Annotated in this window: 25 protein-coding genes and 2 pseudogenes; 10 read left to right on the forward strand and 17 right to left on the reverse strand. The window is 71.8% G+C overall.

The window, feature by feature from the left end; translation table 11 throughout:
- Window positions 1-66 precede the first annotated feature (66 nt).
- Complete coding sequence (locus tag ACSNN9_RS00125; protein ID WP_436670568.1) at window positions 67-1110, forward strand: hypothetical protein; 1044 nt, start codon at window positions 67-69, stop codon at window positions 1108-1110.
- A gap of 52 nt (window positions 1111-1162) precedes the next feature.
- Here the strand turns inward: ACSNN9_RS00125 and ACSNN9_RS00130 are convergent, their stop codons facing one another.
- The 3 genes from ACSNN9_RS00130 to ACSNN9_RS00140 all read right to left on the reverse strand — a co-directional run bounded on the left by ACSNN9_RS00130 (window position 1163) and on the right by ACSNN9_RS00140 (window position 2962).
- A complete protein-coding gene (locus ACSNN9_RS00130) occupies window positions 1163-1966 on the reverse strand; it encodes a MerR family transcriptional regulator (RefSeq protein WP_436670569.1) in 804 nt (267 codons plus the stop codon).
- Complete coding sequence (locus ACSNN9_RS00135; RefSeq protein ID WP_436670570.1) at window positions 1959-2495, reverse strand: VOC family protein; 537 nt, start codon at window positions 2493-2495, stop codon at window positions 1959-1961. Before ACSNN9_RS00135 ends, ACSNN9_RS00130 begins: the two co-directional genes overlap by 8 nt.
- Before the next feature lie 176 nt (window positions 2496-2671).
- Window positions 2672-2962, reverse strand: coding sequence for a hypothetical protein (locus tag ACSNN9_RS00140; RefSeq protein WP_436670571.1), 291 nt, complete (start codon window positions 2960-2962; stop codon window positions 2672-2674).
- Window positions 2963-3275: 313 nt separating this feature from the next.
- Between ACSNN9_RS00140 and ACSNN9_RS00145 the strand changes: the two genes are divergently transcribed.
- The gene (locus ACSNN9_RS00145; protein WP_436670572.1) at window positions 3276-3740 is read left to right on the forward strand and encodes a hypothetical protein; all 465 of its coding nucleotides are present in this window, start codon (window positions 3276-3278) and stop codon (window positions 3738-3740) included.
- Between the two features lie 74 nt (window positions 3741-3814).
- Here ACSNN9_RS00145 and ACSNN9_RS00150 read toward each other — a convergent pair whose 3' ends face one another.
- The 3 genes from ACSNN9_RS00150 to ACSNN9_RS00160 all read right to left on the reverse strand — a co-directional run bounded on the left by ACSNN9_RS00150 (window position 3815) and on the right by ACSNN9_RS00160 (window position 7041).
- Complete coding sequence (locus tag ACSNN9_RS00150; protein WP_436670573.1) at window positions 3815-4609, reverse strand: hypothetical protein; 795 nt, start codon at window positions 4607-4609, stop codon at window positions 3815-3817.
- A 203-nt stretch (window positions 4610-4812) separates the two neighbouring features.
- A complete protein-coding gene (locus tag ACSNN9_RS00155) occupies window positions 4813-5394 on the reverse strand; it encodes an AAA family ATPase (RefSeq protein ID WP_436670574.1) in 582 nt (193 codons plus the stop codon).
- Between the two features lie 210 nt (window positions 5395-5604).
- Complete coding sequence (locus tag ACSNN9_RS00160; RefSeq protein WP_436670575.1) at window positions 5605-7041, reverse strand: MFS transporter; 1437 nt, start codon at window positions 7039-7041, stop codon at window positions 5605-5607.
- Window positions 7042-7142: 101 nt separating this feature from the next.
- Between ACSNN9_RS00160 and ACSNN9_RS00165 the strand changes: the two genes are divergently transcribed.
- The gene (locus ACSNN9_RS00165) at window positions 7143-7649 is read left to right on the forward strand and encodes a winged helix-turn-helix transcriptional regulator (RefSeq protein ID WP_436670576.1); all 507 of its coding nucleotides are present in this window, start codon (window positions 7143-7145) and stop codon (window positions 7647-7649) included.
- A gap of 262 nt (window positions 7650-7911) precedes the next feature.
- Window positions 7912-8091: a hypothetical protein gene (locus ACSNN9_RS00170; RefSeq protein WP_436670577.1), complete on the forward strand. Its 180-nt coding sequence runs from the start codon at window positions 7912-7914 to the stop codon at window positions 8089-8091.
- A gap of 122 nt (window positions 8092-8213) precedes the next feature.
- Here the strand turns inward: ACSNN9_RS00170 and ACSNN9_RS00175 are convergent, their stop codons facing one another.
- The gene (locus tag ACSNN9_RS00175) at window positions 8214-9194 is read right to left on the reverse strand and encodes a DUF1152 domain-containing protein (protein WP_436670578.1); all 981 of its coding nucleotides are present in this window, start codon (window positions 9192-9194) and stop codon (window positions 8214-8216) included.
- 539 nt (window positions 9195-9733) lie between these two features.
- On the opposite strand from ACSNN9_RS00175, the gene ACSNN9_RS00180 reads away from it, so the two are divergent.
- Both ACSNN9_RS00180 and ACSNN9_RS00185 read left to right on the forward strand, forming a co-directional pair.
- The gene (locus ACSNN9_RS00180; protein ID WP_436670579.1) at window positions 9734-10213 is read left to right on the forward strand and encodes a MarR family winged helix-turn-helix transcriptional regulator; all 480 of its coding nucleotides are present in this window, start codon (window positions 9734-9736) and stop codon (window positions 10211-10213) included.
- Window positions 10214-10496: 283 nt separating this feature from the next.
- Window positions 10497-11162, forward strand: a complete 666-nt coding sequence (locus ACSNN9_RS00185; protein ID WP_436670580.1) for a Type 1 glutamine amidotransferase-like domain-containing protein — start codon at window positions 10497-10499, stop codon at window positions 11160-11162.
- Between the two features lie 456 nt (window positions 11163-11618).
- Here the strand turns inward: ACSNN9_RS00185 and ACSNN9_RS00190 are convergent.
- Window positions 11619-11987: pseudogene (locus tag ACSNN9_RS00190) on the reverse strand (ADP-ribosylation/crystallin J1); the annotation flags it as partial.
- Between the two features lie 561 nt (window positions 11988-12548).
- Window positions 12549-13784 carry a LuxR C-terminal-related transcriptional regulator gene (locus ACSNN9_RS00195; RefSeq protein WP_436670581.1) on the reverse strand — a complete coding sequence of 412 codons (1236 nt, stop codon included), beginning with the start codon at window positions 13782-13784 and terminating at the stop codon, window positions 12549-12551.
- Window positions 13785-13901: 117 nt separating this feature from the next.
- Between ACSNN9_RS00195 and ACSNN9_RS00200 the strand changes: the two genes are divergently transcribed.
- Together ACSNN9_RS00200 and ACSNN9_RS00205 are read left to right on the forward strand one after the other, a co-directional pair.
- Entirely contained in the window at window positions 13902-14987 is a 1086-nt protein-coding gene (locus ACSNN9_RS00200; protein ID WP_357874587.1) for an S-(hydroxymethyl)mycothiol dehydrogenase, read from the forward strand.
- Complete coding sequence (locus tag ACSNN9_RS00205; RefSeq protein WP_436670582.1) at window positions 14984-15616, forward strand: MBL fold metallo-hydrolase; 633 nt, start codon at window positions 14984-14986, stop codon at window positions 15614-15616. Before ACSNN9_RS00200 ends, ACSNN9_RS00205 begins: the two co-directional genes overlap by 4 nt.
- Window positions 15617-15645: 29 nt before the next feature.
- Here the strand turns inward: ACSNN9_RS00205 and ACSNN9_RS00210 are convergent.
- A pseudogene (locus ACSNN9_RS00210) lies at window positions 15646-16056 on the reverse strand (2-isopropylmalate synthase); the annotation flags it as partial.
- An 11-nt stretch (window positions 16057-16067) separates the two neighbouring features.
- A complete protein-coding gene (locus tag ACSNN9_RS00215; RefSeq protein ID WP_436670583.1) occupies window positions 16068-16460 on the reverse strand; it encodes an ArsR/SmtB family transcription factor in 393 nt (130 codons plus the stop codon).
- 89 nt (window positions 16461-16549) lie between these two features.
- Between ACSNN9_RS00215 and ACSNN9_RS00220 the strand changes: the two genes are divergently transcribed.
- Together ACSNN9_RS00220 and ACSNN9_RS00225 are read left to right on the forward strand one after the other, a co-directional pair.
- On the forward strand, window positions 16550-18526 hold the full coding sequence (locus ACSNN9_RS00220; RefSeq protein WP_436670656.1) for a heavy metal translocating P-type ATPase: 1977 nt from the start codon (window positions 16550-16552) through the stop codon (window positions 18524-18526).
- Window positions 18523-18924, forward strand: coding sequence for a (2Fe-2S) ferredoxin domain-containing protein (locus ACSNN9_RS00225; RefSeq protein ID WP_436670584.1), 402 nt, complete (start codon window positions 18523-18525; stop codon window positions 18922-18924). The genes ACSNN9_RS00220 and ACSNN9_RS00225 overlap by 4 nt, the downstream gene beginning before the upstream one ends.
- A 125-nt stretch (window positions 18925-19049) precedes the next feature.
- On the opposite strand, the gene cydC is transcribed toward ACSNN9_RS00225, so the two are convergent.
- The 6 genes from cydC to ACSNN9_RS00255 are packed head-to-tail and all read right to left on the reverse strand — an operon-like array spanning window position 19050 to window position 26172.
- On the reverse strand, window positions 19050-20864 hold the full coding sequence (cydC, locus tag ACSNN9_RS00230; protein WP_436670585.1) for a thiol reductant ABC exporter subunit CydC: 1815 nt from the start codon (window positions 20862-20864) through the stop codon (window positions 19050-19052).
- Window positions 20864-22585, reverse strand: coding sequence for an ABC transporter ATP-binding protein/permease (locus tag ACSNN9_RS00235; RefSeq protein WP_436670586.1), 1722 nt, complete (start codon window positions 22583-22585; stop codon window positions 20864-20866). Before ACSNN9_RS00235 ends, cydC begins: the two co-directional genes overlap by 1 nt.
- Entirely contained in the window at window positions 22582-23379 is a 798-nt protein-coding gene (locus tag ACSNN9_RS00240; protein ID WP_436670587.1) for an ABC transporter ATP-binding protein, read from the reverse strand. The genes ACSNN9_RS00235 and ACSNN9_RS00240 overlap by 4 nt, the downstream gene beginning before the upstream one ends.
- Window positions 23376-24350 (reverse strand): FecCD family ABC transporter permease, encoded by a 975-nt coding sequence (locus tag ACSNN9_RS00245; protein WP_436670588.1) that lies wholly within the window; start codon window positions 24348-24350, stop codon window positions 23376-23378. Before ACSNN9_RS00245 ends, ACSNN9_RS00240 begins: the two co-directional genes overlap by 4 nt.
- Complete coding sequence (locus ACSNN9_RS00250; RefSeq protein ID WP_436670589.1) at window positions 24347-25321, reverse strand: FecCD family ABC transporter permease; 975 nt, start codon at window positions 25319-25321, stop codon at window positions 24347-24349. Before ACSNN9_RS00250 ends, ACSNN9_RS00245 begins: the two co-directional genes overlap by 4 nt.
- Window positions 25318-26172 carry an ABC transporter substrate-binding protein gene (locus ACSNN9_RS00255; protein WP_436670590.1) on the reverse strand — a complete coding sequence of 285 codons (855 nt, stop codon included), beginning with the start codon at window positions 26170-26172 and terminating at the stop codon, window positions 25318-25320. Before ACSNN9_RS00255 ends, ACSNN9_RS00250 begins: the two co-directional genes overlap by 4 nt.
- Window positions 26173-26400 lie beyond the last annotated feature (228 nt).

Here is a 26400-nt window from a genome sequence, read left to right on the forward strand (position 1 = left end):
CCTGTACTTCCACGGCGAGAACCACACGACCCGGGTCGCCCGCTCGACCGACGGTGGCCGCGCGGGATGGGCGGGATCGATGCGGTGGGCCCCACCCTGGACCTGGCGGTCTTCAGCGGTCAGCACGCGCTGCACGCGGTCGACGCAACCGGCGCGCTGCGCTGGAGCGTGCGGCACGGCTGCTGGAGTTCGTCCTGTCTGTCGTTTCACGACTCCTACGAGGAGTACGCGGGCAGCGGCGAGCACCGCCATCCCGATTCCGGCTCGTGCTGGATCAGCGCGGACGGCTCGACGGTCTGGGCCCACGTGCGCACCCCCCTGCCGGACGACGTCGAGCCGGAGCTGGACGAGGAGTGGCTCGTGCTGGACGCCGCCGACGGCCGTCTTCTCGCACGGGCCTCGACCGGCACCGCGGCCGCCGGCTCCCACCACGTCCCACACCCCGACCCCGGCCAGATGGGCCTCAGCATCGGCGAGGGCCAGGACGGTGCGCCGTTGCGGTGGGGTCGGTGGGACGGCACTCGACTCACCGTCACCCGCATCGGTGACGACGACCGCTGCCTCGTCGACGTCAGCCCATCTGGGACGCGGCTCCTCACCATCGCCCACTGGGGGAGGCAGCCGGCGATCCACCGCCTTTCCGACGGTGCGGTGACGCACGAGGTCGCCGCGGACCACCGGTTCCCGCCGCATCCCCAGGCGCCGCCGGACGCCGAGGAGGAGCCCGACTGGGGCTACCAGTGCGGCTTCGTCGACGAGCGCACGGTGGTCGCGAGCACCAAGGAGAGGTACGGGTGTCCGCGGCACTGGCTGATCGACACGGCGCGCGGGGACGTGCTCGGCCAGGTGGAGTACCCGATGCCCGTATCCGAGGACCCGATGGCGCTCGGCGACGGCACCTGGCTCACCTGCGGCGAGGACGACCCCTTCCACGTTTCGCTGTGGGAGCTTCCCGCGGTGGTGGGGGACGGCGTCACGTCCACCGGGACGCAGCCGGATTCTCCCGTGACGGCCCGCGACGGCGGCACCGCCGAGGACGAGGGCGTCGTTGCGAGCGGGCCCTGTTCGAACGGGGGTGCAACGACCCGATCTCCGCTGCGGCCATGGTGATCAACATGCCGTCCTTCGCCAGCCGTCCACGCGCCCACGCCCACCCCGCACCCTACTGCCAGGTGGCGGTGTCGGGGTCGATGTCGTGGGCGCGTGCGCTGGCGTCGATGCTCTGCCGGAACCACGTGACGAGGCCGGCGCGGATGCCGTCGTAGTGGGCGGCGAACGCCGGATCGGCCTCGTACATGCGGCCGAGGCAGACCTGCATCTGCCGGGTGAGGGGGAAGTACGACGTGAACACCTCGCGGTGCCGCTCGACGAGTCGATTGGCTTCCGGGCTGCCAGGGGTGACACCGGCGTCCATCGCGTCCGCGAGGGCACGGTCGAGGTCGGCGACGGCGTCGGCGATGGCCTGCCAATCCTCCGGACTGCGAGCGGCTGAGCGTTCGGCGTACTGCTGCCATTGCGTCGTGTCGCCGTAGCGCTGACGGGCCTGGGCGGGCCAGTCCGGGTCCCACCGGGGGCCGAAGATCGCGGCCTGCTGCTCGACGGTCAGCAGCAGGCCGCGCTCGTGGGCGGCGATCATCCGATCCAGGCCGGTGCTGAGCTGCTGGAGGCGCTCGATCCGTTGGACGACCTGGGTGCGCTGCGCGCGCAGTGCGCCGGGCACGTCTGCGGTCGAGTCGTCCAGGACGTCCCGGATCCTGTCCAGGCCGAGGCCGATCTCCCGGTAGACGACGATGCGGTGCAGGCGTTCCAGGTCGCCGGCGGTGTAGAGCCGGTATCCGCCGGTCGTGCGCAGCGACGGTCGCGCCAGACCGATGTCGTCCCAGTGGTGCAGCGCGCGGACCGTCACGCCCAGACGCGTCGAGACCTGACCGACGGTCAGGCCACCGGCGTCGGTGGCGTCAGGCATGCTCGTCACTGTCGCTGCGGTCGGTGCCCGGTGAGGTGATCCCGATGGCTTCGAGGTTCCGCGCCTCCTGGCTGGCCGGATCGAAGGGCTTCGCCGCGGTGAGGACGATCCGGGCGTTCTCGGGGGTGATCACCTCCACGTCGCGGGTGTTCCAGGGGGTGTCGCGTGGGCCGTCGACCGAGTTCGGGTTCAACGCACGACAGGCCTCGACAAGGGCATCGATCTGGTTGAGCACGCACGCGAAACTGAAGCTCATCGCTGGTGCCTGCGCCGGAACGCCCGCCGCCGAGACGAGGAGTACGTCCTGGAACGCCCACCGGCGCAGATGCACGAGCGTGCCGGGGATGCTGAACAGCTCGAAGAACCCGAGCCCACGAATCCAGAAGTCCACCGACGCCGCCAAGTCGCTCGTGGGGATCGTCGCGAACGCGGGCATTCCGTAGATGCCCCGGAACGGCTCCGGCGCCACCGCATCCGGGCCGGGATCCGGCACGGGACTCATCTCGAAGGCGTTGTAGTAGTCGCTCATGCACCCACCCTCCGGCCTCACGCACCGTGAGGGTCAAGCCGGTCCGTTGCGCGGGGTCGCCGGTGACGCCGGCTCGCGAACTCCTAAGTGGCCGCCCAGGAAGCGAGCAGGGCGACATGATCCGCTGCGCGCCGAGCTGCCTGGCGGCGAGGACCCCCATCAGGCCGACGGCTCCGTCACCGACGACCGCCACGGTCCTGTCCGGCGGCCACGGCGGCCACGGCGGCGAACCAGCCGGTGCCCAGCACGTCGGACGCGGCCAGCAGCGACGGGATCAGCTCCGGGTCCGGCTGGCCGGGCGTGGCACGAGGCCCCATCACCTGGTGGTCGGCAGGCTCGACGCCCCGGTAGGGCCACAGGTCCGACCCGCAGGCGCACGTCGCGGTCAGCCGGACGATCGCGTCCGTTGGCTCGATGATCCTGGGATCGTCACGCTCCTCCACCCGGACGTCACCGGCGGTGTGCATGACACTCCACGCATCAGGTGTCTCCTTGCTCGTGCCTCGACTTCGCGGCACCGGATGCCGCTTGAACAGCACAGCACCTGCGCCGTCGCGATCCATCGAACCCCGGAAACCGTCCGACCTGGGAGGGGCCGACACCCTCCCCAGCCCGATGCCGGCCACGACCGGTCGCGGTGGCGGTCGGCTGAGCGGTTGGCCGTACGCCTCGGGGGAGGGGCGGAGGCCGGGTGCCGGCGAGCCGATGGTCTGCGGTCGGCGGGCACGGCTGGCGCCGAGAGGCCGTAGACTCCCGCGGGTGGCCCACGGGCGAGGGATATTGCTGGTCTTGATGGTGCTGATCGGTCCGCTGCTGTGGTGGACCGGCGTGGCCAGCGCCGCCTACGCCGCGAACGGCGCGCTACCGTCCGGCGACGCGACCATGCCGTACGCCGTCTCCAACTACCGCAGCGGCGGGCTGAGCATGACCGGCCTGTTCGCTTTCCTCAATCTGCTGCTGATCTCGGTGCTGCTGCCGCCGGACCGGCAGGTGCGCGAGGGTCGGACCGGCACGCTCGTCCGCGCGATCATCGGAGCGGTTCTCGTCACCGCCATGGCCTGGTTCGAATACCGGTTCAGTCCGGTGACCTACAACTGGAGCGGCGACCCGGACGCCCAGGACCTGGTCGAGGACCATCTCAGGCCCTGGCACCCCGCGGTCGGGACGCTCTGGATCGTCCTCAACGCGGCAGCCGCCGCCTCGATCGCCGTGCGGATCGTGGTGATCCGTCGGCTGCGACGCTGACAGATGAAGATCCCGTTCCGCGCCCGGCTCTCCGCCTCGTGGGCCGGGCTCACGGATCGACGGTGCGCAGCCTGCTAGCCGCTCCTGCCGGCACTCGGGCTGGTCTCGGGCACCGCAGTCGTCGCCTCGGTGGCGGGGCCGGTCGCTCTCTGCCGCCTTGCGAGAACGACCAGTCCGACCAGCAGAAGCACCAGCCACAGCGGCACCAGCAGGGGAGCGAGTGCCCGCCAGATGGGCCACACCGGCTCGGCGAGCCCGTCCGGGAGGTCCGCCCAGGTGAGGGCGGCGGCCGGGAGCATGGCGACCGTCACCAGCGTGCGGACCAGCCGGGGTACGGGCGGACGTCGCCGCGCCACCAGCCAGAACAGGGCCGCACCAGCGGCAGCGCCGAGAAGGGTGCCGAGGAGCGTGGCGGTGAGGAACCGGTCCGGTGCGGCCGGCGTGACGTTCAGCGCCCACCCGGTCGCGCCGTGGGAGAGGGTGGCCACCAGCCCGTCCGCCTCGACTCGCCAGCCGTCGCACGGGTCGCCCGGCAACCGATGAAGGTTCTGCCACCCCCGCGATGCGGCGTTGCGCCGTAGCTGGTCCGGGAGTGCGCAGTCGGCGCGGACGCCGTAGTGGAACTCAGCCTGAGCGGAACCGAAATCGTCGGTGGTCAGGGCGACGCCGTACCGGAAGCCGCGTACGAACATGCTGCCGCCGGTCGGCTCGGCCCCGGGCAGCAGCTCTGCCGCCACGTCCTGGGCCCGGTCGACGCTGAGCGGTGCGGTGCCGCGACCGCCGTACCAGGAGCCGAGGCTCAGGCCCGCCGTGCCGACGAGCATGGCGCCCAGCAGCAGCATGGCGACGCCGCGTAGCCGATGTCGCACCGACCCTCCCTGGTTCTGGTGCGGCACAGCGTAGCCCTCGACGGTGCGCCCCCGTGCGCCCTGTTCGGGCGGGCGTCGAGGGTCGCCGGCGGGCACCACCTCCCGGACGCGGCGGTCGACATGGCGGTGTTGGTCACCCGGGTCGCTGCTCGACGGTCTCCGCCCGTGTCCGCACTCCTGCCGGAGGCGGGCACGTCAGGCGATCACCGGAGCAGGGCGACGACCGCTGCCTCGACGGGTCCGATGACCGGACCGCCGTGATCCGAGGTGTCCACCTCGACGACGGCGTCGACTGCATCCGGCGGCTCGAAGATCGACCGCTTCAGCTCGCCTCGTCGGAACTGGGCTTCGAGCTGTCTGTCGACAACCGTGCCTTCGGCCGCTCTGGCCCGGAGGCGTCCGCGGATGACTGCCTCGTCGGCGACGACGTGAACAGCGAGCACTCGGGCGCCGCACGTGAGGAGCGCATCCAGCAGCTGCTGGGACAGCACCGAGGACTCCACGACGAAGCTCACGCCGGAGGTCGCGAGCAGTCTGGCGGCGTCGACCATCGCGGCCTCAGCGCGGAGGCTCAAGGGACCGCCGGCGATGTGGAAATCGGGACCGAGCTGAACGCCGTCGTTCTCGGTGGCGGAAGCGGACGACAGTCCGAGACCGGTCTTGAACTCGTCCCGGGACAGCAGCGGCAGTCCGAGGCGACGCGCCGCCGCAGCGGCAACCGTGGTCTTCCCGGCTCCAGGGGACCCACATACGGCGACCGCCACCGGCCTTTCCCTCCCGGACATCCGCCGATGGTGTCAAACGTCCGGCCGCGCTGTCGACGAGCCGTAACGTGGGCATCGCCCGGTTCAGTTTCACGAGGGCAAGCTCGAGGAGTTCAAGCGGTTGTCCGCTCGATGCATGGAGATCGTGCGGACCCGTCGCCGACGTACGCGTGGCACCGGCCCTCGAACGCGTGGACCGACGTGATCCTGACGGGCAGGTCCGCCATCCCCTCAGGCCACGGTCGCGGCGGACGCGGGGGAGGGTGCCGCGGTCGCGGCGGATCCACGACGGACGCCGAGGGCGGTGACGAGCACGGCGAGGACCGCGAACACCACCGGGACGACGAGCCCGTGACGGATCGCCGTCAGACCGAGTCCGTCGCCCGGTGCGCCACCGGCCGCCGCGGCGCTGACCGCCGTCACCGCCGAGATGCCGAGCGCCGTGCCGAACTGCATCGACGTGTACAGCAGGCCCCCGGCCAGCCCGTGCTCGCGCTCGTTGACGCCGTCGGTGGCGGCCATGGTCAGGGGCCCGTACGCGAGCGAGAACGCCAGGCCGATCAGGAGCATGCCGGGCAGCATGGCCGCGTACGTCCAGTCGGCCGAGAGCGGCAGGAACAGCGCGTACGCGAGGACGGCCGACAGCACGCCGCCGAGCAGGACCCGCACGTGGCCGAACCGGTCGACCAGCCGGGGCGTCAGCGTGGGAGACAGGATCATGTCCATCGCGACGACGAGCATCGCCAAGCCGGTCTGCAGCGGGCTCCACCCCCGCAGCTCCTGCAGGTAGATCGTGATCATGAACTGGAAGCCGGCGAAGGCGCCCAGGAACAGCAGCGCGCCGACGTTGGTGCGCACGAGTGGCCCGGAGCGGAGGATGCCCAGCCGCACCAGCGGGTTGGCCGACCGCCGCTCGATCACGACGAAGGCCGCCACGAGGACCAGGCCGGCGGCGAACACCCCGACGGTGGTGCCCGGACCCTCGCCGGTGTGCTCCAGGCGCACCACGCCGTAGGCGAGCAGCAGCATCGCGCCCGTGATGCTCAGCGCGCCGGCGATGTCGAACCCGCCCGCCGGACGGACATCCTCCGCCGTGTCTTTGAGCAGGACGATCGCGGCCACGAGGATGACCGTGGCGAGGAGGACCGGGGCGAAGAACACCCAGCGCCAACCGATGGAGGCCAGCAGGCCGCCGGCGACCAGGCCCAGCGAGAAGCCGCCCGAGCCGATGCCGGCGTACACGCCCAGGGCCCTGGTGCGTTGCGGCCCCTCGGGAAAGGCCCCGGTGGCCAGGGCCAGCCCGGCGGGCGTCATGAACGCGGCGGCGACACCGGTGACGAAGCGCGCCACCAGCAGCGTCCAGCCCTCGGTGGCGAGACCGCCGAGGCCGGAGAAGGCGAGGAAGACGACGAGCCCCAGCAGGAACATCCGGCGGCGGCCGAGCAGATCCGCCGCCCGCCCGCCCAGCAGCATGAAGCCGCCGTAGCCGAGGACGTACGCGCTCACCACACCGCTGAGCGTCCCGGTCGACAGCCCGAGGTCCGCCCGGATCGCCGGCAGCGCCACGTTCAGCATCGCGACGTCGATTCCCTCCAGGAAGATCGCCCCGCAGAGCACGAGCAACACGCTCCACGCCCGGTTGTCCGTGCGGCCGCTTGACGTTGCCATGATCCATCGACCCTTCTCGCTGACCGGGCTGCCTTCGGTTCTCCTCGTGCACCTCGGTTCCTTCTTGTAACCAGGTGCATCGTCAGGCAGCATCGGTGGCCATGGAAGACGGAACTTTGCGGTCCCCTGGTAACTGTGGGGATACCGACGCCAACTACGACGTGTTCCAGTGGGACACCAGGGAGGACTGCGAGGTCCGCCAGATCCTGGACCGCGTGGCCGACAAGTGGTCCCTGCTGGTGATCGCGCTCCTCGACCGGCAGAGCCTCCGCTTCACCGAGCTGCGCCGGCAGATCGACGGGATCAGTCAGCGGATGCTCGCGCGTACGCTGCGGCACCTCGAACGCGACGGCCTGGTCAGCCGCACGGTGTTCCCGACGGTGCCGCCCCGGGTCGACTACGCGCTCACCCCCCTCGGGGCGACCCTGCACGAGACGATCCGGACCCTGGTGACCTGGACGGAGACGCATCAGAACGAGATCGCCGCCGCCCGCGCCGCCTACGACGTACGGGCGGCGGCGGAGCGGGACGAGGCACACCGGGAGGCGGAGGAGCGGGAGAGGGTCGCCCGGCAGGCGACGGCGGGATCACGAGGGCGGACGGCCTGACCGGCGGCGTGCCCGACCCAGCGGCCACCGCACCGGCTCGTGGAAGAAGGCCTGGGGAACAAGACCGGGATCTCGCCGGTAGGGCGTGCGCCGGCGTTCGCGACGGGCCCTCAGCGTCGGTTGCGCGATCGGCGAGCCGCCAGGATCCCGCCGACGATCGCTGCCGCGGTCGGCAGAAGGCAGCAGATCGTCAGGACGAACAGGTGCCACGGCTTGACAGCTCCCATGGCCGCGAGGATAGCCATCGCGGGCCAGTGTCGTCGTGGCGGCGGCAGCCGGGATCGGGAGATGGCGACGACTCACCGCCGCAGCGCTGCATGGAGGACGGCCCGGCCCCACCCTTGCCCGCCTACAGCAACTGGCATGGTGCCGCGCCTCGCCTGTTCGGACCTTGAGCTCGCGACGCTTTGGTCGCTCTGGCGCAAGCCCGACAGGTCGGTGACTCGGCCGCAACGATCACCGCGTCCGGTAGGCTACGTGCCCTATGCGCCGCTTCACGCCGGAATTCCCTTCTACGTCAGACTGCTCCACCAGGGGAGTCGCGGTGTCCATCGTGGCCGTACGTCAGCGCTGGAAGTCGACGAAGCGGGTGAGCCCGACCTCGGGGATGCGTCCCAGTGCGCGGTAGGTCTGCACGGCTTCGTCGAGGGTGGTCGTGGGTACCAGGTGCTTGGCGTGTTCGGCGACGCTGTCGGCCACCAGGTGCGGGTCGAAGACCCAGACCGGGAGGCTGGCCGGCCCGACCCGGGCGACCTCGCCGAACGGGTTGCTCTTGAGAGTGCGGTGCAGCCCGAACTCGCCTCGGCCGGCCTTGAGTACGAGGCTGCCGACCGGGTCGTCGGCCTCGCCGTGTAGCGCGCCCACGCGCTCGATGGCCGGGTAGCTGGGGGCGATGACGCCGCGCAACGCGCCGGCCTTGACCGCGGTGCTCAGGTTGCGGTCCAGTTCCTCGATCTCCATCTCGGCGTCGACGCCGTATCCGGCCAGGCCGAAGTAGGCGCGGCATTGCTGCTGGAGCAGGCCGGCGAGGGTGAGGTGGTCGGCCAGCGAGGTCTGGGTTGGTCGGATCTCGTTGCCGGTGGACAGCGTGTCGGAGCCGACGTCGACGCTGACCAGCAGGTCAGCGCCGTAGTGTGCGACGACCTGCCGTATCCCGTCGGCGACGCCCTGACCGCCGCCACGCAGCGAGATGATGAACGCTTCTCCGCCGAAGTGGCGGGCGACGGTCGCCTCGTGCGGCTGGCGGCCGTCGATCTGCGAGTCCGCAGTGACGATGGCTGCGTGCGCGCCGAGCGGCTTGGCGGGGCTGAGGTCGAGGGGCTGGTAGAAGTCCGGACCGACGGTCATCCGCAGGGCGGTCTTATGTTCACCGGCTGGCGGCCACCATTGGCAGGCGACGCCGCCGAGGATGACGCGCTGTACGCCGAGCCGGCCGAGCCAGTCGGCGACGAGGGAGGCGACCATGCAGTCGCTTCCTCCTCCGTGGCCCATGACCAGGGCGGTCTTGGACTCCAGAGCGGCTTCTTCAATCGTCGGTGTAGTCATCGGCCAGGTCCCTTCTCGGCAGCACCGCTAACGCAAATTGACTATCGCGGTCACGCCACGACATTAGTTCGTACCTTAACTATCTTGCAAGGGGTCGCCGAAGCGTTCGCGGACGAGGCGGCGGAAGCGGGGGACGTCCACGTCGACCGCCAGGGCGACCGGGTTGCCGTCGGCTCGGCGTTGCCATCTGCCGGGAGCTCCGGCCGGCCGGACCGGCAGCGTGCCAGCGGACGTGTGTCGACGACGGCGGACGTGGGTGCCGATGGCGGCGGCCACGTTGGTCAGGGGCCCGAGCGTGAGTAGCCCGGCTCCGGCGGAGACCTCGCGTGCGATCACCTCCGGCGCGCCGGGGGTGCGCGTGGTTCACGGTCGTGCCTTTCGTTCGTCGATGGGGCCGGGCTTCTGGACTGCCGCTGGACAGCGGCGCGGTGACTAGACTGGCGCCATGAGGTCGTCCGCAGGGGTTGGGCACCGGGATGCCGCGAGCTGACACGCCGCATGGCGGTCCCGTCGGTCCGGCCGAGGTGGATGCGGTCCCGTTGGAGGATCTGGAAGAGGCGCTGCGACACCATTCGGCCGGCAATACGCCTGGGTTTCTGTTGCGGCATGCGACGTTGCGCTGGCAGCGCCACGTGGCGGCCGCGCTGGCCGGGATGTCCATGACGCACGTGCAGTTCCTTGTGTTGGGCAGCACGTGGTGGTTGGGGCGTAACGGGGAGGCACCCCGGCAGCGCGACGTGGCCGACCATGCCGGCCTGGAGCCGGTGATGACCTCCCAGGTCCTCAAGGTCCTGGAGCGGGACGGGCACGTGAAGCGGATCCGGGATACCGGCGACGCCCGGGCCGTCCGGGTGATGGTGACGCCGCAGGGCCGTGATCTCGCCCGCCGCTGCGTCGTGATCATGGACCGGATCGACGCTGTGTATTTCGCCGAGGCGCGCGCAACGCCCGGCTTCATGGAGCAGTTGCGCGCGCTGGCCGGGCGCGACAGTGCGGGCAACCCGACCCAGCCCTCGTAGCGTCGGTGCGGCTGCCGCCGGGCTGGCGCGGGTCTCACTGCACGTGACGTGAATGGGGTCGGCACGCCGGCAGGCGCCCGGAACTGCCGATGAGCGGCCGTCGCGACAGGAGCATCCGGCGCGTCTCGGTCAGGGGCATGTGCGGTGCGAGGTAGGGCCGGATGCGGCATTCGCCACGGCAATTTCAGGGGCCTCCAGAGGCTGGTGCCCGGCCTACGATGGGTCAGGGATCGGTCCCTAACGATGAGGCGCATTTACTTGCGCTCACGATATTGGAGGTACCGTGAAGCTCTTGCTGACGTCCGGCGGTGTAACGAACCCAAGCATCCAGTCGGCGCTCGTGCAGCTTCTCGGTAAGCCGGTCTCCGAGTGCCGCGCCCTTTGCGTCCCGACAGCACAGTGGGGTCACCCGATGTGCGGACCGGCATCGGTACGGGGCTTCGTGGCCGCCGACCCCGCTTCCAGTTGGCGGTGCCTGTCCGGCCTGGGCTGGGCTTCGCTCGGTGTCCTCGAGCTCACGGCGCTGCCCAGCATCGGCGCGGAGCGGTGGATTCCCTGGGTCCGGGAGACCGATGTGCTGCTGGTCGACGGTGGCGACGCGACGTACCTGTGCCACTGGATGCGAGAGTCCGGGCTGGCCGATCTGCTGCCCTCGTTGCCTGACACCGTCTGGGTGGGGGTGAGCGCGGGAAGCATGGTGATGACGCCCCGGATCGGGTCGTACTTCGTCGAATGGGCGTCGGCGCCGGACGACCGGGCTTTGGGATTCGTCGACTTCTCGATCTTCCCGCACCTGAACCTCTTCCCCACGAACACCCTGGCCGACGCCGAGCGGTGGGCGGCCGGCATCGGCGTCCCGGCCTACGCCATCGACGAACAGACGGCCATCAAGGTCGTCGACGGCTCCGTCGAAGTGGTTTCTGAAGGGCAGTGGACGAAATTCGGGTGATTGTCATTCGGCGGCCATCCGGATCTGCCGCGAGGTGCGCGTCGGGCCGCTCGCCGATGTCCGCTAATCCTCGAAGTCGAACGCGAAGGTGCCCGCCTCGATACGGTCGATGAGTTCGCCGACATCGTCGGCCTGCCGGATGGCGTTGTCCCATCCGCTGCTGGTGATGTCGACCAGCAGCACCGGGGCGGGGTCGCTGCGCAGGTCGAGCGCGAGCTGTTCGCGGGATCCGTCACCACCGATGATCGCGATGCCGGGGTGCGCGTCGGTGCTCTCGTCCCATGCCTCGTGCAGCTCGAGCATCTCGCGTGGCGTGTTGAGCCAGACATAGGCTCCGCCTGTCATCCACCCTCGCCGGAACCACGACGCACCTTGCAGGTAGGCCCGCCACGCGGCCGGTAGCGCTCTGCCCAGCGCGTGGTGGGCGTCGGTGAACTCCTGGTCGCCCACGGGACCCCGGTAGTCGGCTTCCTCGATGATCGCGCCGACGATGTGGGCGTTGAGGTCGGCAAGCTCCTCCGCGGGTATCCAGTACTCCAGCACGTCGCGGCCACCGACCTGATGAACCTCGTAACGGTCCAGGTACGCACGCTGGACCTCGAACCGGGTCACGTAGCCGACGCCACCGGCAGGGACGTTCCACTCGCGGGCGATCTTCGTGGCGTACCAGCGGTTGAGTACCGGGTAGAAGATCGGCTGGTCCGGCAGGCGTGGTGGCCAAGCCCGCCATCCGGACGCCGCCACAAGGTCGAGTTCGGCCTGCCCGGTGGGCCGCCACAGGGTGATCGTGTCGGAGGCGTCGATGGGTCTGCTCCCTGCAACCATGGGTATCGCGTGATCGTGGCGAGCCACGCCTGCAACCTTCTGATGCTGCCGGCCCCGGACGATATCGCGGCCAGTTCGGTCAGCTCGATGACACCTGGAACCCGGGTGCTCGGATCTGCCGCAGGTCGCGTGTCACCCGACGACGGTGTACGGAGGAGAGACGCCGCGCACGGGCTCTCGTTCAGGCGTTGAGCCCGTAGGTTGCAATGAATTCGAGGAAGTCTCGGGCGACGAGCTCGTCATGGCCGGCGTCGTGAAAGCGAAACCAGACCTGCTCGTGGCAGTGGCCGTCGCTCACCGGGAAGCCCCAGTGGTCGCCGGTGGTTTCCGCGGTCCCTGGAAACCCAATTGACGGAGTACGCCGACGACTGCGTGGCGCTGCTGGGGTCTACCTCGGCGGCCAGCTCTCCGACGCGGCCGACGAGCTGTACCGGCTCAACCCGCACGACGAGACCAAAGCCCTGGCAGTTCCTCGACCACTTCCTGAACTGGGCGCTCATCCGCCGAATGGCGCGCGGCCTGTCTGAACGCCCGGTGTCGCCGCCACAAGTGGAAAATAGGTCAGATGCCCGCATCGAGCGCCAGCGCTGTCGCCTCGCCGCGGGAGCTGACTTCCAACTTCTTCAGCAGACCGGCGACGTGGAACTTCACGGTGCTTTCGGTGATGCCGAGCTCGATGCCGATGGTCTTGTTGCGCTTTCCTTGGGTGACAAGGCGAAGTACCTCGAGTTCCCGCCGGTTCAGGCTGCTCAGCTTGCTTCCGTCGGGACGATCGGGAGCTGGAGCGAGTGGAAGGCTGATGGTGGCGCGGCTGCCCCAGTCGGGCACGGCGTCGAGCTCGACGGTGGCGCCTAGCGTACGGGCACGGCCGTCGAGCTCGCGGCGTAAGGCGTGGGTGTCAAGGCGGCCGGCGCCTTGGTCGCGCACATCGACCCGCAGCGACGTGCCGTCGCAGTCCCAGGCGATACGCAACCGTGCGAGTCCCGGCTGGGCGGTGAAGGCCAGCACGACCGTACGGGTCATGGCGTGCGCCGCGCGGGCGATCTCGCCGGGTAGTGGGCGTACGTCCTTGGGCGGTGGCACGAAATCCAGCTGTGCGTCGTGGTGGCGCAGTACCTGGCGGATCTCCTTGCGCAGCTTGGCGAACACGGCGGGCGCCGGTTCCTCGGACGACGCCAGGTCGGACTCCTGAGCGGTGCGTAACGCCACGAGTGCGGCGGATGCCGTGTCGGTGGCGGCGAGACGGGCGCGGCGATCGTCGAGGCCGGTGGAACGCAGCGTCGTGAGAACGGCGACGAGCGCGGTCTCGTGGGCCGCGGCCATCTCCGCGATCGTGCGTGCCCGCTCGGTCGACGCCGCGCGCGATTCGGCGAGGTAGTCCGGACTGGCCTGGGCAACCTGCTGCCGGATCGACGTCGCGACGATACCGAAGAGCTCCGCCAGGACCTCAGGCTGAGGAAAACGCCTGGCCGCGCTGCGAGGGACGAGGACGAGCAGCGTGTCCACCGGATCCCGCACCACCCACACCGCGTGGGCCTCCCCGGCTATCGTCGCCGTGGTGCAGAGCGGACGGCCGGGTTCGATGCGCGCCTTGAGGTCCTCCAGCTCCGCGAGAGTGACCTTGTTGATCATCTCGATCGCCCCGGCCACCTTGCGAGGGCGACCGGTGCACTCGCGGGTGAAGATGATCAGTGCGGTGTGCGGCCAGCGGTCTGCCAGGAACCGGGAGAACCGCCCGGCGATCTCGTGCAGCGGCCCCTCGATGACCTCACGCAGCCCGGCAAGTTCCGTTCCCATTCGACCACCCTAGCCGAAAGACCAGGTTTCTCTCGTCCACCGGCCAGGTCGAGTACGGGGAGAGCGCGGCTAGTGTCGCTGGAGCATCAACCGCCGATCGAAAGAGGAACCATCTCCATGCCACAGCAGGTGCGCGGTGTCATCGCCCGTTCCAAGGGCGCGCCGGTCGAGCTGACGGACATCGTCATCCCCGACCCCGGTCCCGGTGAGGTCGTGGTCGCGGTGGCCGCCTGCGGGGTATGCCACACGGATCTGACCTACCGCGATGGCGGGATCAACGACGAGTTTCCGTTCCTGCTGGGACACGAGGCCGCGGGCACCGTCGAGAGCGTCGGCGAAGGCGTCGAGTCGGTGCGACCCGGCGACTTCGTCATCCTGAACTGGCGAGCGGTCTGCGGTCAGTGCCGGGCCTGCAAGCGGGGCCGCCCGCAGTACTGCTTCAGCACGTTCAACGCGACCCAGAAGATGACCCTGACCGACGGCACGCAGCTCACCCCCGCCCTGGGCATCGGCGCATTCGCGGACAAGACGCTCGTGCACGCCGGCCAGTGCACGAAGGTTGACCCGTCCGTCGACCCGGCCGTCGCGGGCCTGCTCGGCTGCGGGGTCATGGCCGGCATCGGCGCGGCGATCAACACCGGTGGTGTGGGACGCGGGGATTCCGTGGCCGTCATCGGCTGCGGGGGAGTGGGCGACGCCGCCGTCGCCGGCGCTCGCCTGGCCGGCGCCTCGACGATCATCGCCGTGGACCGTGACGCGCGCAAGCTCGAGTGGGCCCGGGACCTCGGAGCCACCCACACCGTCGACGCCTCAGCCACCGACGCCGTCGCCGCGATCGCGGAGCTGACCGGCGGGTTCGGTGCCGACGTCGTGATCGACGCGGTCGGGCGGCCGGAGACCTGGAAGCAGGCGTTCTACGCCCGCGACCTCGCGGGCACCGTCGTGCTCGTCGGCGTGCCCACCCCGGACATGCGCCTGGAGATGCCGCTGCTCGACATCTTCTCCCGCGGCGGCGCGCTGAAGTCCTCCTGGTACGGCGACTGTCTGCCTGAGCGGGACTTCCCCATGCTGATCGACCTGTACCTGCAGGGCAGGCTGCCGCTGGACAAGTTCGTCACCGAACGCATCGCGATCGACGACGTCGAGAAGGCGTTCCACACCATGCACGCCGGCGAGGTGCTGCGCTCGGTCGTGACGCTATGAGTGGCCCGCTGCGCATCGACCGCGTGGTCACCTCCGGGGTGTTCCAGCTCGACGGCGGCACGTGGGAGGTGGACAACAACGTCTGGCTCGTCGGCGACGACGACGAGGTCGTCATCGTCGACGCCGCTCACGACGCCGAGCCGATCACCGAGGCCGTGGGATCCCGTGCCGTCGTCGCCGTCGTGTGCACACACGGGCACAACGACCACGTCACCGCCGCGCCGCGTCTTGCCAGGGACCGCTACGCGCCGGTCCTGCTGCACCCCGGCGACGAGAAGCTGTGGCAGCAGAGCCACCCTGACGAGAAGTTCTGGCCGGCGACCGACGAGCAGCGGATCGCCGTGGCGGGCACGGAACTGCGGGTGATCCACACTCCGGGGCACTCGCCCGGGTCGATCTGTCTGCACCTGCCCGAAGCGGGGGTCCTGTTCACCGGCGACACCCTGTTCTCCGGCGGTCCCGGCGCCACCGGCCGTTCGTTCTCCGACTTTCCAACGATCATCTCCTCGATCCGGGAAAGGCTGCTCACCATGCCCGGCAACACCCGGGTCCACACCGGTCACGGTGACGGCACCACGATCGCCGCCGAAGCTCCGCACCTGGACGAGTGGATCGCCCGCGGCCATTGAACCGGGTACGTCAGCCCGCCAAAGCTGGAGGGCAGGTGCCGGTGCATCCACTCGATCGAGTCGGCGTAGACGTTCGGCATGGCCATCTCGACGGTGGCCGGCAGGTTGACGATCAGCTTGCGGTCCGGGGTCGGGTCGACCACCTCGATGACCTTGGCGCAGACCTCCAGCGCGTACTCCAGCTCCGTGCCCGTGTAGGACTCGGGCGAGTACTCGTAGTGGATGTCCGTGTCCGGGGTGTGGATCTCCGCGTACTTGCGGCAGAGCCGCGCGCCCTGGGTGGCGGTGTCCGCGATGCCGTCGCGGTCCAGCCCGAAGACCACCCGCCGCTGGAGCGTGGAGGTCGAGTTGTAGAAGTGCACGATCGCCCGCCGCGCGCCGCGCAGCGACTCGAAGGTCCGGTCGATCAGGTGTTCCCGGCGGCACTGGGGGAGCACCTGCGCCGCGCGGGTCAGCTGGCGCTGGCCGCCGGGTCGGAGATGTAGGTATGCGCAGCCGGCTCGCCGCCCGGATGGTCGGGCAGGTCCCGGTCGGCGTGGTCGGCATGGAACAGCGCCTCGGCGAGCAGCGCGCGCACATGGGTGTTGGCGGCGGAGTAGTGCACGTAGGTGCCTTCGCGGCGGCCCTTGACCAGTCCGGCGAGGCGCAGCTTGGCCAGGTGCTGGCTCACTGCGGTTGGCGCGGCGCCGACCAGCTCGGCCAGGCACGCCACCGACGACTCGCCCTGGAGTAACGCCCACAGGATCTTGATGCGGGTGGGGTCGGCGAGCAGCCGGAAGCCTTCGGCGGCGAGGTGGACCTGCTCGTCGTTGGGCATGCGAAATTCCGGCAGCGAGGTATGCACGCCTCCAGAGTAGCGGGAGCCACCATGCTCATCTGCCTAGCTGCTTAGCTATCTGCATCGGTATGCAGGTAGTGTCTGTGGCCGTGACCATGACGACTCATCCGGGCACTGCGCCGGCAGCTCCTGTCCAGGCAGGCCCGCCGCAGCGACTGACGGCACGGTTGTGGGCGCTACCCGAGATCCGGTGGGCGGCCCTGGCCGTGCTGCTGTTCGCGGCCGGCGGCATAGCGCAGCTGGCGGGCGCGCCGGCACCGGTGTGGTGGGCGCTGTATCTGGCCTGCTACGCCGCGGGTGGCTGGGAGCCGGCGCTGGCGGGGCTGCGCGCGTTGCGGGAGCGGACCCTGGATGTGGACCTGCTGATGATCGTCGCGGCGATCGGTGCGGCCGGGATCGGGCAGGTCTTCGACGGGGCGCTGCTGATCGTCATCTTCGCCACCTCCGGCGCCCTCGAAGCGTTCGCCACCGCCCGCACCGCCGACAGCGTCCGGGCCTTGCTGGACCTGGCTCCGGAGCAGGCGACCCGGGTAGAGCCCGACGGCAGCGAGCGCAGTGTGCCCAGCGGCGAGCTGCGCGTCGGGGAGCTGATTCGCATCCGTCCGGGCGAGCGGATCGGCGCTGACGCCGTCGTCGTCGACGGGACCAGTGAGGTCGATCAGGCCACCATCACCGGCGAGCCGCTCCCCGCTGCGAAGGCCGCAGGTGATGAGGTGTTCGCCGGCACCCTGAACGGCACCGGCACCCTGTTGGCCCGGGTACACCGTCCGGCCGGCGATTCGGTGATCGCCCGCATCGTCGCCCTGGTCGAGCAGGCGTCGGCGAGCAAGGCCAGGACTCAGCTGTTCATCGAGAAGGTGGAGCAGCGCTACTCGATCGGCGTCGTGGTCGCGACCCTCGCGCTGTTCGTGATGCCGTTGGTGTTCGGCGCGGACCTTCGGAGCACGCTGCTGCGGGCGATGACCTTCATGATCGTCGCGTCGCCGTGCGCGATCGTCCTCGCGACGATGCCGCCGCTGCTGTCCGCGATAGCTCTGGCCGGCCGGCACGGCGTGCTTGTCAAGTCCGCCGTGGTCATGGAAAAGCTCGCCGACACCAATGTCGTGGCGTTCGACAAGACCGGCACCCTGACCGAGGGCACCCCGCGCGTGGCGGAGATCCATCCCGTTGGGACGATCAGCGGCGAGGATCTGCTGCGGCTGGCCGCCGCAGCCGAGCATCCCAGCGAGCATCCGATCGCCGCGGCCGTGGTGGCCGCCGCCCACGACCGTGGTCTCACCCTGCCGGCGGCCGCCGACTTCGACTCAGCCCCGGGACGCGGTGTGCGCGCCGCTGTCGACGGGCGTCTCGTGCAGGTCGGCAGCCCGATCCTGCTCGACACGGTGACCGCAAACCTGGAGGCCGTGTCGCAGATACGTGCCGCAGTGCGGACCGCGCAGGCCGCCGGGCGCACCGCCGTGGTGGTTCTCGTCGATGGCATCCCGGCCGGCGTCCTGACGCTGGCCGACCGCATCCGCCCCGCCGCCCCATCCACGGTGTCCGCCCTCACCAGGCTCACCAACATCAAGCCGGTGCTCCTCACCGGCGACAACCCTGGAGCCGCGGCCCGCCTCGCAGGCGAAGGTGGGATCAGCGACGTACGCGCCGGACTGCTGCCAGCCGACAAGGTCAACCAGGTCCACGCCCTGCAAACCGGCGGCCGACGGGTGCTACTGGTCGGCGACGGAGTCAACGACGCCCCGGCGCTGGCCGCCGCGGACCTGGGCGTCGCGATGGGGGGCCACGGCTCCGACCTCGCCCTGAACAGCGCCGACGCCGTCCTGGTCCGCGACGACCTGAGCGCCCTGCCCGCAGTCATCGCCCTGTCCCGCCGCGCCCGGCGCGTGGTGATCGCGAACCTGATCATCGCCGCCACGTTCATCACCGTGCTTGTCGCCTGGGACCTCCTTGGACATCTACCCCTGCCGCTCGGTGTCGCCGGACACGAAGGCTCCACCGTCATCGTCGGCCTCAACGGGCTACGGCTGCTGTCCAACCGGGCCTGGCGCCGCGCCGCCGGCCAAACCTCGTGAACCGCCGCCCACGCCGAGCTGCCGCTGTCGACCCGGCAGCCGGCTGCACGGTCACCCTGTGCCGGGGCTGCTGCTGCGGTACCAGCAAGGTCACCGGAATCGACCACGCCGGGCAGCTGGCCCAGCTGCGGCGGACGCTGGCCGGGACGGCGCAGGTCCGCGTCAGCGGCTGCCTGGACGCCTGCGAGCACGCCAACGTCATCGTCGTGCAACCCTCTCGCGATGGCCGTCAAGCCGGCGGCCGACCAGTGTGGCTCGGCCTGGCCAACGATCCGGGTGCCGCCGCCGACATCGCCGCCTGGATCCACGCAGGCGGCCCCGGCCTGGCCGACCCCCCAGGCATGCTTGACCTCTACGTACTCACCCCGGCCCGCCGGGTACGCCAGCAACTGGCCTGACTGTCAGCACGGCGGGGGTCGGTTCAATAGTGGCGAGCTACGCCGAAGGCCATACCGGCAGCGAGGATCTAGGCGCGGTACTTGGCGGACGGCGGCACCGCCGTCAGCTGCCCATCACCGGGGAGTCAAGGGTGTGGTGCGTGCCGGTGGACCGAGAGTTGGTCGGCCAGCAGGCGGGCCAGGGGTTGCCGGTCGCACAGCTCTTCGAAGGTGCCGTCGGCGACGACGCGCCCGGCGTCGAGCATCACGACGCGGTCGGCGCGCATGATCGTGGACAGGCGGTGGGCGATCACCAGGGTCGTCCGCCCGGCGCGGGCGGCGTCGAGAGCCTCAGCCAGGTCACGCTCGGTGCGAGCGTCGAGGTTCGCCACGGCCTCGTCGAGGACGAGGATCGGCGCCTCGGTGAGCAGCGCGCGGGCGACGGCGACCCGGGCCCGCTGGCCACCGGAGAGGGTGCCGCCCCGCTCCCCTACGGGGGTCTCCAGCCCGCGCGGCAGTTCGTCGGCGAACGCGCTGACCTGTGCGGTGTCGGCGGCTCGCCGCAGGTCGGTGTCGGTGGCGTCGGGCCGGCCCAGGCGGATGTTGTCGGCGATCGACCCGGGGAAGAGGTGCACGTCCTGGGGCACGACAGTGACCGTGCGTCGGAGGTCGGCGTCGCTGAGGTTCCGCAGGTCGACGCCGCCGACGGTGATCCGGCCAGCGGTGGGAGCGGCGTAGCGCAACAGCAGGTGGACGCAGGTGGACTTGCCGACGCCGGAGGCGCCGACCAGGGCGACGGTCTCGCCGGGACGGACCGTGAACGAGACGCCCGACAGCACCGGACGGCCAGGCAGGTAGCCGAAGTGCACGTCGTCGAAGGCCACCTCGCCACCGGCAGGCGCCGGCAGTGGGGCGGTCGGGGCGGTGACCGGTGCCGGGGCGCGCAGCAGGGTGTCGATGCGGTCAGCCGCGGCGCGCAGGACGCCGGCCTGCTTGAGCAGCAGCGCGACCTGGGCCGCCGGGCCGAGCACGGTTCCGGCGAGGACCACCGCGACCGGTGCGAGTGCGGGGTCCAGACGGCCCGCACCGACACCGTCGGCCACGACCAGCAGCCCGCCGACGCCGGCCACGGCCAGCAGCGCGTCGACGAGCGCCGTCTCCAGGCCCGCCCGGGCGGCGTTGGCCCGCTGCGCCCGGCCGAGCTGCCGGGTCCGCGCGGCCAGGTGGGCGCGCTGCCGGTCCATCGCCCCGAAGACGGTCAGCTCCCGCAGGCCCTGCACGGTGTCGACGATGTCGGCCGTCATGCTGGCCGTCGCCGCCCGGACCCGCGTGCCGTGCCGGTCGGCGTGGCGGCGCAGCAGCCACGGCACCACCGTGATCAGGCCGGCCAGCGGCAGCACCACGGCGGGCAGCCACGGGTCGATCGACGCGGCGAGCAGCGTGCCGGCGGTCAGGACGACGGTGGCGGTCAGCAGCTGCGCGATCGTGTGCGCGAAGAGCCACTCCAGGGTCTCCACGTCGGACAGCGCGACGGTGGTGAGGTCACCGGAGCGCCTGCCGGCCAGTCCGCCGGGCGCGATCCGGGTGATCGCGTCGTAGACCCGCAGTCGCAGGTCGGCCAGGACCCGGTAGGCCAGGTCGTGCGAGACGAGCATCTCCCACCAGGTGGCCGCGGCGATGACCGCCCCCAGCCCGCCGAGCACCGCGGCAACCACGTCGACCGGTGTGGGATCCCCGCTCACCGCCCGTCCGAGCAGCCACGCGCCGAGGACCGCCGCGCCGGCGATGGCGAGCTGCCCGACGAGGTTCGCCGCCAGGGTCGCCCGGAAGGCGCCGGAGTGCCCCGCGATCGCGGGCAGCAGCCGCCGCACCGCGCCGGGCTGCCGGCCGCCGGGCCCGGGCTCCGCGGCACGGCCGGCCGACGGGACGGCCGGGTCGGCTGCGAGGTCCGTCGTGACCATCAGGGCACCTCCTGGGCGGTGATGAGTTCTGCGTACGCGCGGGTGGTGCGCAGCAGGTCGTCGTGGCTGCCGGTGGCGGTGATCCGGCCGCCGTGCATCAGCGCGATCCGGTCGGCGTGCCGGACGCTGGCGAGACGATGGGCGATGACCAGGCAGGTGCGCCCGCGCGTGGCGTCGGCCAGCGCCGTCACGATCTCGGCTTCCTGTCGTCTGTCCAGGTGGGAGGTGGCCTCGTCGAGGACGAGCACCGGGGTGTCGGCGAGCAGCGCGCGGGCGATGGCCAGTCGCTGCCGCTGCCCGCCGGAGAAGGTGGCGCCGCGCTCGCCCACGGCTGTCGCGTACCCGTCCGGCAGGGCCGTGATGAAGTCGTGTGCGCCGGCGGCGCGGGCCGCGGCCCGCAGGTCGGCGTCGGTGGCGTCCGGGCGGGCCAGGCGCAGGTTCTCCGCCACCGTGCCATGGAAGAGGTACGTCTCCTGCGCGACCACGGTGACCGTCCGGTGCAGCGCGTCCCGCGTGAGGTCGCGCAGGTCGACGCCGTCCACGGTGATCCGGCCGGTGTGCGGGTCGAGGTGCCGCAGCAGCAGGCTGGCCAGGGTCGACTTGCCCGCTCCGGACCGGCCGACCACCGCGACGGTCTCGCCGGGGGCCAGCCGCAGCGTCACGTCCCGCACCGCCGGCGACTCCCGGTCGGGGTAGCGGTAGCTGACCGCCTCGACGGCGACTGCCGGGCCCTCGGTGAAACGGGGGGCGAGGCGGCCGGTGTGTGTCACCGGGGCCGGCGCGGTGAGCAGGTCGGTGAGGCCGTCGACGGCGGTGATGCCGAGGTAGCCGGCGTGCCAGTGCGCGCCCAGGTCGCGTACCGGCCGGAAGCACTCCACCGAGACCAGCAGCACCAGGAACGCGGTGGTCGCGTCGGCCCGGCCGCCGCTCGCGGCCACGGCCGCGGCGACGGTCGCCGCGGCGAGCCCGGCCTGGATGAGCAGGGCGCTGATCCCGCTCTCGATCAACGACAGCCGCAGCTGCGTCATGGTGGTGGCGTGCAGGTCGTGGTTGCGCGCCTCGATGCGGTCGCGCATTCGGCCGACCGCGCCGAAGGCCCGCAGGGTCGCGGCGCCCTGGAGGGTGTCGAGGAAGTCGGCGGCGAGCGCGGTGAAGGCCGCCCACCGTCCCCGGCCCCGCCGCAGGAGGGTGGCGTCCCACACCCTTGGGACGGTCAGCACCAGCAGCACGGCGGTGCCGAGCAGCGTCGCGGCGACGGGTGCGACGGTGGCCAGCCACCCCACCAGCGCCGTCGGGACGGCCACCGTGACGAGCACCTGCGGGACGTAGCGGCTGTAGTAGGCGTCGAGCCCTTCCACGCCGTCGACCAGCGTGGCCTGGGTGCGCCCGGTGCGCGCCCCGGTCAGCCAGGCCGGGCCCAGCTCGGCCAGCCGCGCCACCAGCCGGTCGCGCAGCCGGGCCCGGATCCGGGCGCCCGCCGTGGCGGTTGCGACCTCCCGCCAGTACAGCAGCACGGCCCGGGTCACGATCACGGCGAGCACTCCGGCCAGCAGCGGGGGAGTGGCGTCGAGGTCGCGGCGCGCCACCGCCGCCAGCGCCGCGGCGAGCAGCAGGGCCTGACCGACGTACGCGGCCGAGACCGCCACGCCGAGCGCCGCGCACCCGGCCACCGGTCCGGCGACGGCGCCGCCGAGCCGCACCAACTCCCGATGGACGATCACGCCGCCTCCAGCGGGGCGTCCGCCAGCGCCCGGACGGTGCCGGTGTGCGCGTCGGTGACCACCCGGCCGCGTACGCCGAACACCGTGGCGAGCAGCTCCGGGGTGACCACCTCGGTGGGCGGCCCGTCGGCGGCGACCCTGCCCTCGGCCAGCGCCACGACCCGGTCGGTGAACCGGGCGGCGTGGTCCAGTTCGTGCAGCACCGCCACCACGGTCAGGCCCCGCTCGGCGTGCAGGCGGCGCACCAGCGACAGCACCTCCAACTGGTGCCGTACGTCGAGGAAGGTGGTCGGCTCGTCCAGCAGCAGCACCGGGGTCTGCTGCGCGAGCGCGAGCGCGAGGCGGACCCGCTGGCGTTCCCCGCCGCTGAGCGTGTCCACCTCCCGCGCGGCGAGCCCCGCCACGCCCGCCGCGTCGAGTGCGGCGACCGCTTCGGCGTCCTCCGGGCGCCACAGCATCCCCAACGGCCCCCGGTGCGGATAGCGGCCCTGCGCGACGAGTTGCCGCACGGTCATCCCCGGCATCGGCGGTAGCTGTTGGTGCAGCACGGCCACCTGCCGCGCCACGTCCCGCCGGCGCATCGCGTGTGCCGGGCGGCCACGTAGCAGTACCCGCCCGCTCTGCGGCGAGTCGATGCCGGCGAGCAACCGCAGCAGGGTCGACTTGCCGCAGCCGTTGCGGCCCACGAGCGCCACGCACTCGCCTGGACGGATGACCAGGGACACCCCGTCGAGCACCGGCCGGTCGCGGTACCGGTACCGGACCTCCTCCGCCGCGAACACCGGTTGCGTCATGACACCTCCACGTGAGACGACCTGCGTGCCACGACGACCAGGGCCACCGCCCCGAGCAGCGCGGTCACCGCGCCCGCCGGCACGCCCAGCCGCTGCGCGGCCGATCCGGACTGCACCATCACCGTCAACACCTGCGCGAGCGCGTCCGCACCCGCGACCGCGCTCGCCCCGACCAGCGCGCCGGCGGGCAACGCCCGGCGCAGGTCCGCCCCGCACATCGCCCGGGCCACGTGGGGCACGACCAGCCCGACGAAGGCCAGCGCGCCGGCCAGCGCGACCGCCCCGGCAGCCAACGCCACCGCCAGCGCGAGGCCGACCGCGCGGGCCGGGCGGGGCGGCACACCGAGCGCGACGGCGTGCCCGTCACCGGCGGCCAGCACGCCCAGCGGGGCCGAGCACAGCCAGGCCAGTACCAGCGACGCGACCAGCCAGGGCCACGCGGTCTGCACGTGCGCCCAGACCCGGCCGTCGGTCGAGCCGACGAGCCAGCGCATCGCGTTGCCGAACCGACCCGGCTGGTACGCCAGCAACAGCGTGGTGACCCCGGCCAGCGCCGCCGACCCGAGCAACCCGTACGCCGCCACCTGCGTCGTCGAGCCGTGCCGCGCCAGCAGCCACATCAGCGCGCCACCGAGGGCGCCGCCGGCCAGCGCGGCGAAGAGCGCACCGGAGGCCGAGTCCGCGGGCACCAGCCCGAGCTGGATGCCGGTGAGCACGCCGAGCACCGCGCCCGGGCTCACCCCCGTCAGCTCCGGCGCGGCCAGCGGGTTGCGCAGCACCGCCTGCAACAGCAGCCCGGCCGCGCCCAGCCCGGCGCCGGCGAGCAGCGCGGTGACCAGGCGAGGTAGCCGCAGCTCGACGAGTATCCGCTGCTCCAACGGGTCGAGCTGCGGCCAGTCCACGCCGTTGCCCACGGCCAGTTCCGCGACGGCCGCCGCGAGCAGCGCCCCGACCGCCCACCACCACCTCACGACGTGCTCCGTCGCGCCAGCATGAGCAACCCGGCGACGATACCGACGGCCGCCGTCCACGCGCCGAGCGGAGTCTCCGCCGGGGCGAAGACGTGTCGGGCGGCGAGGTCGGCGACCGTGGTGAACAGCGCGCCGATCGCCGCCGCCCACGGCAGCAGGAGGCGCGCGTCGGCGGCCGGGCGCAGCCGGCGGGCAACGTGGGGCGCGACGAATCCGATCCACGCGATCGGTCCGCACGGTCCCACCACCACGGCGACCAGGACGGCGGCGAGCCCCAGCACGGCGATCCGGGCCCGGCCCACGTGCAGCCCGACGGCCGCCGCCGCCTCGTCACCGAGGCGTAGCACCCCGAGCGCGGGCAACGCCAGCACGGCCAGCGGCACGCACGCCAGCAACCACGGCAGCGTCAGCCGGGCGTGGTCCCAGGTGATGCCCGTGAGGCTGCCGACCAGGTACCGGAACAGCGTGTCGTACTGCAGCCGGTCGGCAGCCGCCATCACGGCCAGCAGTACCGCCTGCAACGCGGTGGAGACCGCCGCGCCGATCAACAGCACCGCGCCCGGCCCTCGACCCGTGCCGGCAGCGGCCAGACACACCGCACCCCCACACACCGCCCCGGCCAGCGCCACCACCGGCTGCAACGCCACCGGGACCGGCAACGCCCAGACCACCGTCACCGCCGCTGCCAGGGCACCGCCGGTGGACACCCCCAACAGTTCCGGCACGGCCAGCGGATTGCGCAGTGCCGCCTGCATCAGCAGCCCCGCTGCCCCGACCGCCGCGCCGCCCAGGAGGGCGAGCAGCAGCCGTGGCATCCGTAGCTCCCACAGCACCACCCGCGCGACGTCCGCCTCCGCGGGCAGGCTCACGCCCAGGGTCAACCCGACCGCGACGGCGAGGGCGGCCACCAGCGCCAACGTCGTCGACCAGCGCAGCACCGGCCGGGTCACGGCGACGACGAGCGCCGTCATGCGGTCGCCTTGGCGACCGCCTCGTCGAGAATCAACCCCAACGCGCGGGTGCCCCGGCCCGAGGCCCACAGCTCCGCCGGCACCTCGTGCGCCCGGCCCTCCCGCACTGCCGTGATCCGCTTCCACACGGGGTTGGCGGCGTACTGGGCCGACACCGTCTTGGCGTCCGGGCCGAAGGTGAACGACTGGATGAACACGATGTCCGGGTCGCGCGCGAGGATCTCCTCCACGTTGTACGCCTGCGCGGTGTCGAAGCCGCCGCCCTTGCTCGGCCACGGGTAGTCGAACACCTGCGACAGCAGGTGGCCGAGCAGGTCGTCTGAGGTGTTGACCCCGATCGACGTGCCGCCGTACATCGCCAGCGCGGTCGTCCTGTTCAGCCCACGCTCGGTCGAGGTGGCTCGGGCGGCGGCGAGCCGGTCGCGGAACGCGCGTTCGGCCAGCACCTGCTGGGCGCCGCGGTCGGTGAGCGTCGCCACGTCGCGTAGGTAGCGCACCGAGTCCTCGTACGTCTTCACCTCGACCAGCCACAGCGGCGCGAACTTCTCGATCGCCGGGCGAAGCTGGTCGTGTGCTCCAGCGAGACCCATGACGAGGTCGGGCTTCGCGGCGGCGATGGCCGCCACGTCCTCGTTGCCGAACATGCCTGGCACGGTGGGCACGGCCCTGCCGGCCTCCCCGAGGTAGTCGGGGCGGGCGACGAGCTTCGGCGTGGTGGTCGCCACCGGCGTCAGACCCAGTTCCACCAGCGCGTCGTCGCACAGCCCGGTCAGGCAGACGATCCGGTCCGGCTTCGACTTCAGGCTGACCGTCTGCCCTCGTGCGTCGGTCAGGCTCAACGTGTGGGTCACGGCCTCCACCGGCGGCGCGGAGGGCGCGGGGGCGGCAGCGGGCTGTGACGGTGCGGAGGGACCGGCGCAGCCGGTCAGCGTGACACCGGCGGCGAGCAGGGAGGCCAGAGCGAGACGTAGTCGTGTCACAACCAAGAACTTTCGTCGGGGGGTGGAAACACGGTAACGATAACGGTTGTCATAAGCGATTTCGTTTCGGGGTCGGGCCGGCCCGCGAGCCGGATGGCG

Origin of the sequence: Micromonospora sp. URMC 107, assembly GCF_051386315.1 — a bacterium.
Taxonomy (GTDB): domain Bacteria; phylum Actinomycetota; class Actinomycetes; order Mycobacteriales; family Micromonosporaceae; genus Micromonospora.

Excerpts from the sequence above, each read along its gene's own strand:
- ACSNN9_RS00125 (WP_436670568.1), top strand. The coding sequence starts at position 67 with ATGGGCGGGATCGATGCGGTGGGCCCCACCCTGGACCTGGCGGTCTTC.
- ACSNN9_RS00130 (WP_436670569.1), bottom strand. The coding sequence starts at position 1,966 with ATGCCTGACGCCACCGACGCCGGTGGCCTGACCGTCGGTCAGGTCTCG.
- ACSNN9_RS00135 (WP_436670570.1), bottom strand. The coding sequence starts at position 2,495 with ATGAGCGACTACTACAACGCCTTCGAGATGAGTCCCGTGCCGGATCCC.
- ACSNN9_RS00140 (WP_436670571.1), bottom strand. The coding sequence starts at position 2,962 with ATGCACACCGCCGGTGACGTCCGGGTGGAGGAGCGTGACGATCCCAGG.
- ACSNN9_RS00155 (WP_436670574.1), bottom strand. The coding sequence starts at position 5,394 with ATGTCCGGGAGGGAAAGGCCGGTGGCGGTCGCCGTATGTGGGTCCCCT.
- ACSNN9_RS00160 (WP_436670575.1), bottom strand. The coding sequence starts at position 7,041 with ATGGCAACGTCAAGCGGCCGCACGGACAACCGGGCGTGGAGCGTGTTG.
- ACSNN9_RS00165 (WP_436670576.1), top strand. The coding sequence starts at position 7,143 with ATGGAAGACGGAACTTTGCGGTCCCCTGGTAACTGTGGGGATACCGAC.
- ACSNN9_RS00175 (WP_436670578.1), bottom strand. The coding sequence starts at position 9,194 with ATGACTACACCGACGATTGAAGAAGCCGCTCTGGAGTCCAAGACCGCC.
- ACSNN9_RS00195 (WP_436670581.1), bottom strand. The coding sequence starts at position 13,784 with ATGGGAACGGAACTTGCCGGGCTGCGTGAGGTCATCGAGGGGCCGCTG.
- ACSNN9_RS00200 (WP_357874587.1), top strand. The coding sequence starts at position 13,902 with ATGCCACAGCAGGTGCGCGGTGTCATCGCCCGTTCCAAGGGCGCGCCG.
- ACSNN9_RS00205 (WP_436670582.1), top strand. The coding sequence starts at position 14,984 with ATGAGTGGCCCGCTGCGCATCGACCGCGTGGTCACCTCCGGGGTGTTC.
- ACSNN9_RS00220 (WP_436670656.1), top strand. The coding sequence starts at position 16,550 with ATGACGACTCATCCGGGCACTGCGCCGGCAGCTCCTGTCCAGGCAGGC.
- cydC (WP_436670585.1), bottom strand. The coding sequence starts at position 20,864 with ATGGTCACGACGGACCTCGCAGCCGACCCGGCCGTCCCGTCGGCCGGC.
- ACSNN9_RS00240 (WP_436670587.1), bottom strand. The coding sequence starts at position 23,379 with ATGACGCAACCGGTGTTCGCGGCGGAGGAGGTCCGGTACCGGTACCGC.
- ACSNN9_RS00250 (WP_436670589.1), bottom strand. The coding sequence starts at position 25,321 with ATGACGGCGCTCGTCGTCGCCGTGACCCGGCCGGTGCTGCGCTGGTCG.